The sequence below is a fragment of the Bradyrhizobium yuanmingense genome (assembly GCF_029167105.1).
GTDB lineage: Bacteria > Pseudomonadota > Alphaproteobacteria > Rhizobiales > Xanthobacteraceae > Bradyrhizobium > Bradyrhizobium yuanmingense_A.
In genome coordinates this window covers 80924-90091 of the sequence record NZ_JARFML010000033.1, presented here as the reverse complement: position 1 = coordinate 90091, position 9168 = coordinate 80924, and the positions used below count along the sequence as shown (strand labels likewise).

General features: G+C 66.2%; 7 protein-coding genes and 1 pseudogene. All 8 read right to left on the bottom strand.

From position 1 onward, the window contains the following. Positions 1-238 (bottom strand): annotated as a pseudogene (locus P0R31_RS32005) (OmpA family protein); the annotation flags it as partial. Between the two features lie 184 nt (positions 239-422). Then, entirely contained in the window at positions 423-665 is a 243-nt protein-coding gene (locus P0R31_RS32000; RefSeq protein ID WP_036002774.1) for a hypothetical protein, read from the bottom strand. An 83-nt stretch (positions 666-748) separates the two neighbouring features. Next, the gene (locus P0R31_RS31995) at positions 749-1135 is read right to left on the bottom strand and encodes a VOC family protein (RefSeq protein ID WP_275518561.1); all 387 of its coding nucleotides are present in this window, start codon (positions 1133-1135) and stop codon (positions 749-751) included. A gap of 24 nt (positions 1136-1159) precedes the next feature. Beyond that, entirely contained in the window at positions 1160-1984 is an 825-nt protein-coding gene (locus tag P0R31_RS31990) for an FkbM family methyltransferase (RefSeq protein ID WP_275518560.1), read from the bottom strand. Between the two features lie 118 nt (positions 1985-2102). Further along, the gene (locus P0R31_RS31985; RefSeq protein ID WP_275518558.1) at positions 2103-4058 is read right to left on the bottom strand and encodes an ABC transporter ATP-binding protein/permease; all 1956 of its coding nucleotides are present in this window, start codon (positions 4056-4058) and stop codon (positions 2103-2105) included. Positions 4059-4110: 52 nt separating this feature from the next. Next, on the bottom strand, positions 4111-6255 hold the full coding sequence (locus tag P0R31_RS31980) for a hybrid sensor histidine kinase/response regulator (protein WP_275518557.1): 2145 nt from the start codon (positions 6253-6255) through the stop codon (positions 4111-4113). Between the two features lie 186 nt (positions 6256-6441). Continuing rightward, the gene (locus P0R31_RS31975; protein WP_036002750.1) at positions 6442-7224 is read right to left on the bottom strand and encodes a succinate dehydrogenase iron-sulfur subunit; all 783 of its coding nucleotides are present in this window, start codon (positions 7222-7224) and stop codon (positions 6442-6444) included. A 105-nt stretch (positions 7225-7329) separates the two neighbouring features. Continuing rightward, positions 7330-9165 carry a succinate dehydrogenase flavoprotein subunit gene (gene sdhA, locus P0R31_RS31970; RefSeq protein ID WP_275518556.1) on the bottom strand — a complete coding sequence of 612 codons (1836 nt, stop codon included), beginning with the start codon at positions 9163-9165 and terminating at the stop codon, positions 7330-7332. Positions 9166-9168 lie beyond the last annotated feature (3 nt).

Here is a 9168-nt window from a genome sequence, read left to right as displayed (position 1 = left end):
GCGGCTGGGGCGGTGCAGCCGCCGGCGGCGGAGCCGCGGGGCGTGCGGGTGCTGCGGGCGGCGCGGCCGCAGGCGGTCCCTTCGGCGGCTGCGTCGGTCTTCCGTCAGGGCCCGCGTCCTGCGGCTGGGCCTGAGCGACGACGAACGGCGCAGCGTCTTGCGCATGCGATGCGGTGTTGGCCAATTGCATCGCGGTGAGAGCCGTCGTCGCAAGCAGCATGAAACGAAGGTTGGTCATGTGGTGAACTTCCCCGGAAGGTTCTTTGTCGAAGTGTCGGGATGAACGGCTAAGCGTTAGGCCGCATTGTGGCGGGCGATGCAACTGCGACCCGATTTATTTCTGCACGCAAATCATCTCACTATGGCAACGTTCATTGCGCATTCAGACGCTGGTGGCAATCGCCTGATATTGCTTCGCCGCTTCACGCGTGATCGCGCGGCGGAATCGCATCCGTCGCAGGATTGGGCGTGAGCGGCCCGTTCGGTCCGCGCGATGGGATCTCCTCAGGCATGCGGCCCGGCAATTCGTCGGGCCGCGGCGGCGAGCCGGGCTCGCGCACCGGCGGCGTGATTTCGGGCTGCGGATTGCCGGGCGGGATTCCGGGCGGCGGCTCAGTTGGCGTACCGGGCGTCGACGGCGGAATCTCGGGCGGTTCAATCGGCATCGGCATCATCGGGATCGTTGTCCAGAGAACAACAACGAAGGTGCAGCACCGATGTTCCGCGTCACGTCGCTTCGAAGACCGGATTATTCCGGCGTGTGGCAGACCGCTTCGATATTGTGGCCGTCGGGGTCGAGCACGAAGGCGCCGTAATAGTTCGCGTGATAATGCGGGCGGATGCCGGGCGGGCCGTTGTCGCGGCCGCCGGCCGCCATCGCCGTCTTGTAGAACGCATCGACTGTGGCGCGGTCCTTGGCGCGGATGGCGACATGCACCGGCTTGTTCATCGCGCCTTCGCCCCCGATCCAGAAATCGGGCGTGCCCTCGGCACCGAAGCCTGCAGCCGCAGCGTGTCCGGTCTGCTCGGCAGTGACCTCCATGATCAGGCTGTAGCCGAGCGGCGCCAGTGCCTTCGCATAGAACGCCTTGGCGCGCTCATAGTCGGAGACGGAGAATCCCAGATGATCGATCATCGCAACCTCCCTTGTTCGTACCCGTCAGCGGGACAGGAACGTATTGCTTCGTGTCTTGCGTGCGATCGTAAAGCCGCGTCCGACCATGTCGGCAATACAATCCTGCTGCCATTCGTTTTGTGACAGATGCTCGATCACGACAGCACGCGGCCACAGCGATTGCGGCGCGTCGCGGAAGAAGCCGATCAGCACGCGGTCCTCAAAGCCCTCGACGTCGATCTTCAGCGAATCGACCTGGCCGACGCCGGCCTCCTCCAGAATGCGCACCAGGCGCAGCGACGGCACCTTGATGGCCTCGGCACTGGCCGTGCCGGTGACGACATGGGTGGCGCCGAGGTTGCCGCCGCCGCTCTCGATCATCAGCTCGCCGTCGCGCTCGCCCGCGGCGACCTGCACCAGGCGCACCTGCGGCGTCTTCGATGCGGCGTGGTTGAACGAGAGCCGTCCGAAGGTCAGCGGATGCGGCTCGATCGCCACCACTTGTCCGGATGGCCCGACCTGATGCGCCATCACCAGTGCGAAAGTGCCGACATTGGCGCCGACATCGACGAACGTGCCGCCCGCAGGGGTGTGCTGGCGCAGGAAGTCGAGCTCGTCGAGATTGTAGTCAGGATTGAACAGCGCGCCGCGCTCGGTCGCGCTGCCCTGGTGATGGAAGCGGAACGAGGCGCCCTGATATTGCACGTCGACCGGGCCACTGCGCACCAGATTGACCAGCCGCGACATCCACGGCCGGAACGCGCCGCGCTTCAGCCCCGACCGTTGAGCGAGGCGGATGATCGCAGCCTGCGCCGCATTGGGCGCAAACGCACCAAACGGCGCGGGCGAAGGGGCATTGTCGGACGTCAAGCAGCAGATCCTCGTTGCAGGCGGCGCATGCATAACCGGTTTTACCGAGGACTCCAACGCTCGATCACAGGTGTCGTCCCGGCTCTGCGGGCGCTTGTCCGGGACGACGGAGAGAGCCTCACGCCGCCTTCTTTGGCGCCTTGCGCTGCCGCAAGAACCGCCCGAGCAGCCGGCGCCGGCCCTTGCGCGGAATCAGGTCGATATCGCTGACGAGCTTGGCGCCGCCCTTGCGCCGCTCCAGCACGATCTTGCGGCTGTGGAAAGCCTCCAGCTCGGCGCGATGGGCGACGCTGACGATGGTCGCCTTCGGCAGCGCCTCGGTGATGATCTGCATCATCTTGTCCTGGCTCTTCTCGTCGAGCGCCGAGGTCGCCTCATCGAGCACGACGATGTCGGGGTTGTGCAGCAGCAGCCGCGCAAAAGCGAGGCGCTGCTTCTCGCCGCCTGACAAGGTCTGGTCCCACGGTGCTTCCTCCTCGATCTTCTCCTTGAGATGATCGAGGCCCACCTTGTGCAGGGCTTCGCCGATTTCGTCCAACGTCCAGTGGTCGGCCGCGCCGGGATAGGCGACCGCCCGCCGCAAGGAGCCGGAGGGCACATAGGGCCGCTGCGGCAGCATGAACAGCCGGCGATCGGGATGGAAATTGACGCTGCCGCCGCCCCACGGCCACAGGCCGGCGATGGCGCGCACCAGCGTGCTCTTGCCGGTGCCGGATTCGCCGGCGACCAGGAGCCGCTCGCCGGGCTCGATCACCACTTCGGTCTCGCCGACCACGGCGGTGCCGTCGTCGAGCGTGACCGAGAGATCCTTCAGCTCCAGCATGGCCTCATTGCTGGTTTCGCCGCGCTTGATGCGGCCGAGGCCATCGCCCTGCTCGGCGCGCTCGAGGCCGTCGAGCGACATCATCAGCGAGGCGATGCGGCGCGCACAGGCGTTCCAGTCGGCGAGCCGCGGATAATTGTCGACCAGCCAGCCGAACGCGCTCTGCACGATGGTGAAGGCGGACGCGGCCTGCATCACCTGGCCCAGCGTCATGCTGCCGTCGAGGAATTTTGGCGCGCAGAGCAGAAGCGGCACGACCGGTGCGACGAGGCTCGATCCTTGCGACACCAGCGTGGTGCGCATGTGCTGGCCGGCGAGCCGCGCCCATTGCCGCAGCACGTTGGTGAAGTTGCGATCGATGCCATCGCGCTCCTCCTCCTCGCCGCCGAGCAGGGCGATGCTCTCGCCGTTCTCGCGCACGCGCGTCAGGGTGTAGCGGAAGTCGGCTTCGGCCTGGTTCTTGCCCTCGGAGACCTGCACGAAGCGGCGGCCTATTACCAGGATCGAGCTGGAGGCGATCGCGGCGTAGAGCATCGCGGCGATCACCAGGAAGCCCGGAATGGTCACCGACGAACCGCCGAGCGTGACGGTAAGTGCCCCGCCGATGGTCCAGAGCACGACGATGAAGGTCGCGGCCGACAGCAGCGCCGACGTCACGCCGGCGAGGAAGTCGACGGGGGAGTCGGTCGCAATTCGCAGATCCTCCGCGATCCGGTATTCCGGATTCTTGTGATCGCCGCCGACAAGGTTGAGCTGATAGTAGCGCCCGTTCTTGAGCCACCGTGTCAGCACGCTCGACGCCAGCCAGGCGCGCCAGCGCCGCTGGATGCCCATGCGCGCGAACACCTGCACGACTGCGAGCACGATGCTGCCGATCGCGAGCGGGAAGAACATTGCGGTGAGATGGAAGACGCTCGCTGCATCGCGCTTCTCGATGGCATCGAAGATCGCGCGATTCCAGACGTTGATGCCGTATTGGAAGCCGACGGTCAGCACGATCAGCAGGCCGAGACCAATCGAGAACGGCCAGGCGAGGCGGTCGCCGTTGCGACCCCAGAAGCCGCGGGCGCTGATCCAGAACCGTGTCAGCAGATAATCCTTGCGGACCTGCTCGGCTTCCTCGGGTGACAATTCGGGGTCGGGTTCGACCAGCTCGGGCGGCGGCGGTGTCACTTCATCGCCGTTCTCGCCCTGGATATTGACGATGGGCGGCTTCTTGCCCTGTTCACGCGTCGCGGCCGGCTTGTACATGACCGGACAACGCCAAGGGAACTCGGCCGGTTCCCGCGAGGTTCCGCGACCCCTATTCGGCGGCGCCGTCCCTGACGCGCCGGATCCGCGCCGCCCGATGCAGAACGCGCGACAATTCCTCGATCGAATAAGGCTTTTGCACGAGGTCGGAGCCGCCGGTACCCTCCTGCGCCAGGGCCTGGCTGTAGCCGGTGGTCAGCACGACCGGCACACCGATGCCGCGTTCGCGGATCGCCTGCGCCAGCTCGAGCCCGGTCATCCCGGGCATCACCACGTCCGAGAACACGACATCGAAGCGATCGGCGTCCACCACGAGCTCGGCGAGCGCGTCGGTCGCGTTGTCGACCAGCGTGATGCTGTATCCGAGTTCGGTGAGCCCGTCGGCGGCGAAATTGGCCAGCTCGATATTGTCCTCGACCACCAGCACCGACATGCCGCTGCCGGCCACCGCCGGCGCCGTGCTGGGCGCTTGGCGCTGCGGCAGCAGGCCCGGCGGCACGCGCGGCAGATAGAGCGAGAAGGTGCTGCCGTGCCCCACCTCGCTCGACACGGTCACCTCGCCGCCGGATTGTCGGGCGAAGCCGAACACCTGGGACAGGCCGAGGCCGGTGCCGCGGCCGACCTGCTTGGTGGTGAAGAACGGCTCGAAGATGCGCCCGAGCCGCGCTGCGGGAATGCCGACGCCGGTGTCGCTGACGGTGACGCGGACGAAGCCGTGGTCCGGGCTGGCCGAAAGCTGCACCAGCGCGTCCGGAACGGTCGTCGTGGCCTCGACCTTGAAAACGATTCGCCCCTGGCCCTGCATGGCATCGCGCGCATTGGTCGCCATGTTGATCAGCGCCGTCTCGAACTGGCTGGCATCGGCATTGACGAGGCACGGCTCCGCCGGCAGCTGCATGACGATCTCGATCGCGGGGCCCAGCAGCGTGGCGAGCATGTCGTGCAGCGACTGCACCCGTGCGCCGGCGTCGAACACTTCCGGCTTGAGGGTCTGGCGCCGCGCAAAGGCGAGCAGTTGCGAAGTCAGCTTGGCCGCACGCGCCACCGAATCGGCAATGGCCGTGATGTAGCGCTGTCGCCGCTCCTCCGTCAGCTGCGGACGGTTCAAGAGATCGACCGAAGCGCGGATCACCGTCAGGAGGTTGTTGAAGTCATGCGCGACGCCGCCGGTGAGCTGGCCGAGCGCTTCCAGGCGCTGGCTGTGCTTGAGCGCCTCCTCGGCCTCGCGCCGCTTTGCAGCTTCGGCCTGAAGGTGCTGGGTGCGCCGCAGAGCGAGCGCCAGCAGCAGGAACAGCAGCGCGGTGGCGGGAATGCCGAACACCAGATGCTGGCCGATGGTGGCGAGCCAGCGTGCGCGGATCGCAGAGGTCTCCAGCCCGGCGCTGACATAGATCGGATATTCGGCGACGCGCCGGTAGGCGATGCGCCGCTCGATCCCGTCCGAGGGCCAGGCGACCGTGATGAGGCCGTGCACGGGCTGGGTCGCGATCTTCTGGCCCACCGGTCCAGTCGGATCGAGCCGAAGCTCGTGGTCGAGCCGGGGAAAATGCGCGAGCATTGCGCCGTCGGTGCGCCCCATCGCGAAGAAGCTGCCGGGATCGGTGCCGATCCTGGCATAGAAGCTTTCGAAATATTCCGGCAGCACGGAGGCCTGGATCACGCCGATGAAGCGGCCGTCGTCGGAGTCGCGGCGGCGGCTGACCCCGAAGAAGCGGGCGCCTTGATAGGGCGGTCGTGGCGTCAGCGCCGTGCCGATGAACCTGCCGATGCTCTGGTCGACATGGGCATAGAAGTAATCGCGGTCGGCAAAGCTCAGGTCCGGCGGCGGCGAGACGAGACTGTTGACCAGCGCCTTTCCGTTCGCATCGAAGATCCAGGCCGATTTGAGCTGCGGCAGCGAATCGGTCAGCCGCTTCAGCCGGCGATGCAGCGTCGGCTCCCGGTCGCGGATGATGTCGTCGGGCAGGCCGCGCACCACCTCGTTGAGCTCGGCGAGGCTGCGGTCGATGGTCTCGAAGACCTTGAGCGCGTGCTCATGCGCGACGTCGACCGTGCGCTCGATCTCGCGGTCGGCAGTATCGTTGGTCGATGTGTAGGAGATCGCGGCGGCGACGGTGAACAGCCCAATCGGCAGCGCCAGGGATGCCGCCATCATCCACTGCAACAGCCTCAGCGAGTTGCGTTGCGCCCTCTGCACAGTCGCTCCGTCCCTGACGGGAGCTTAACTGAATCTCGCGCAAGGAAGGAAGCAGCTTGTGCTGGAACCGCTGGTTGCGAGCCGGAAATTTGCGCGTCGAGCGGGTCAGAGAAAAATTCTGCTCGAATTGACGGCAAATGCAGAACACCCCGGCCGGTTTGGCCGGGGCGGAAGAGGGACTTCGCCTCAGATCTGGCGTTCGACCATCTTGAGCTTCAGCTCGGCGATGGCTTCGGCCGGGTTGAGGCCCTTCGGGCAGGCCTTGGCGCAGTTCATGATGGTGTGGCAGCGGTAGAGCCGGAACGGGTCCTCGAGATTGTCGAGCCGCTCGCCGGTGGCCTCGTCGCGCGAATCCGAGACCCAGCGGTTGGCCTGGAGCAGCGCGGCGGGGCCGAGATAGCGTTCGCTGTTCCACCAATAGCTCGGGCAGGAGGTCGAGCAGCAGGCGCAGAGGATGCACTCGTAGAGGCCGTCGAGCTTCTCGCGGTCCTCATGGCTCTGACGCCACTCCTTCTGCGGGGTCGGCGAGGTCGTCTTCAGCCAGGGCTCCACAGAGGCGTATTGCGCGTAGAAATTGGTGAGGTCGGGTACGAGGTCCTTCACCACCGGCTGATGCGGCAGCGGGTTGATCTTCACCGCGCCGTCCTTCACGTCGTGCATCGACTTGGTGCAGGCCAGCGTGTTCTGGCCGTCGATGTTCATCGCGCAGGAGCCGCAGACGCCTTCACGGCAGGAGCGGCGGAAGGTCAGCGACGGGTCGATGTGGTTCTTGATCCAGATCAGGCCGTCCAGCACCATCGGGCCGCAATCATTGGTGTCGATGTAATAGGTATCGACGCTCGGATTCTTGCCGTCGTCCGGATTCCAGCGATAGACCTTGAACTCGCGGAGCTCGGTCGCGCCCGGGGGCTTCGGCCAGGTCTTGCCGCCAGTGATCTTGGAGTTCTTCGGAAGTGCGAATTCAACCATAAGTCCTGCCTCTGGTTTTCGTCGTCATTGCCGGGCTTGACCCGGCAATCCATCCTTTTTCGAAAGATGGATGCGCGGGTCAGGCCCGCGCATGACGAGTCTTGATCAATACACGCGCGCCTTCGGCGGGATGTACTGCACGTCGTTGGTCATGGTGTAGTTGTGAACCGGGCGATACTCGATCCTGACCTTGCCGGCATCGTCCAGCCAGGCCAGCGTGTGCTTCATCCAGTTCTTGTCGTCCCGCTCGGAGAAGTCCTCGCGGGCATGGGCGCCGCGGCTCTCGGTGCGGTTGGCGGCCGAGTTCATCGTCACCACCGCCTGCGAGATCAAGTTGTCGAATTCCAGCGTCTCGACGAGGTCCGAATTCCACACCAGCGAGCGGTCGGATACGGCGATGTCGGTGATGCCGCTGTGGACCTTCGCGATCAGGTTCTGGCCTTCGCTCAGCACTTCGCCGGTGCGGAACACCGCGCAATTGTTCTGCATCACGTGCTGCATGCCTTCGCGCAGCTTCGCGGTCGGGGTGCCGCCTGAGGCGTAGCGGTAATGGTCGAGGCGGCCGAGCGCCATCTCGGCCGAGTTCGCCGGCAGCTCGGGCTGCTTGGCGTTGGGCGTGAGCTTTTCGGCGAGGCGAAGCGCGGCGGCGCGGCCGAACACGACGAGGTCGATCAGCGAGTTGGAGCCGAGGCGGTTGGCGCCGTGCACGGAGACACAGGCGGCTTCGCCGATCGCCATCAGGCCGGGGATTACCGCGTTGTCGTCGCCGTCCTTCTTGGTCAACACCTCGCCGTGATAGTTCGTGGGGATGCCGCCCATGTTGTAATGCACGGTCGGCACGATCGGGATCGGCTCGCGCGTCACGTCGACATTGGCGAAGATCTTGGCCGATTCCGAGATGCCCGGCAGGCGCTCGGCGAGCACGGCGGGATCGAGATGGTCGAGATGCAGGAAGATGTGGTCCTTCTTCTTGCCGACGCCGCGTCCCTCGCGGATCTCGATGGTCATCGCGCGCGAGACCACGTCGCGCGAAGCGAGGTCCTTGGCCGACGGCGCATAGCGCTCCATGAAGCGCTCGCCTTCGGCGTTGACGAGATAGCCGCCTTCGCCGCGCGCACCCTCGGTGACGAGACAGCCCGAGCCGTAGATGCCGGTCGGGTGGAACTGCACGAACTCCATGTCCTGCATCGGCAGGCCGGCGCGCAGCACCATGCCGCCGCCGTCGCCGGTGCAGGTATGCGCCGAGGTGCAGGAGGCATAGGCGCGGCCGTAGCCGCCGGTCGCCAGGATCGTGGTCTGGGCGCGGAAACGGTGCAGCGTGCCGTCGTCGAGCTTGAGCGCGATGACGCCGCGGCAGGTGCCCTGGTCGTCCATGATCAGGTCGATGGCGAAGAACTCGATGAAGAACTCAGCCGCGTGGCGCAGCGACTGGCCGTACATCGTGTGCAGCATGGCGTGGCCGGTGCGGTCGGCGGCGGCGCAGGTGCGCTGCGCCTGGGCCTTGCCGAACTCGGTGGTCATGCCGCCGAACGGACGCTGGTAGATCTTGCCGTCCTCGGTGCGCGAGAACGGCACGCCCCAGTGCTCGAGCTCGTAGACCGCGTCGGGCGCATTGCGCACCATGTATTCGATCGCGTCCTGGTCCCCGAGCCAGTCCGACCCCTTCACGGTGTCGTACATGTGCCAGCGCCAGTCGTCCTTGTGCATGTTGCCGAGCGAAGCGGAGATGCCGCCCTGCGCCGCGACCGTGTGCGAACGGGTCGGAAACACCTTGGTGATGCAGGCAGTGCGGAGGCCCGCCTCGCTGCAGCCGACGACGGCGCGCAGGCCGGCGCCGCCGGCGCCCACCACGACGACGTCATAGGTGTGGTCTTCGATCGGATAGGCTTTTCCGTTGCTGGCGGGAGCGCCGTTGCCCTTGCCATTGGTCTCAGCGGCCATGGG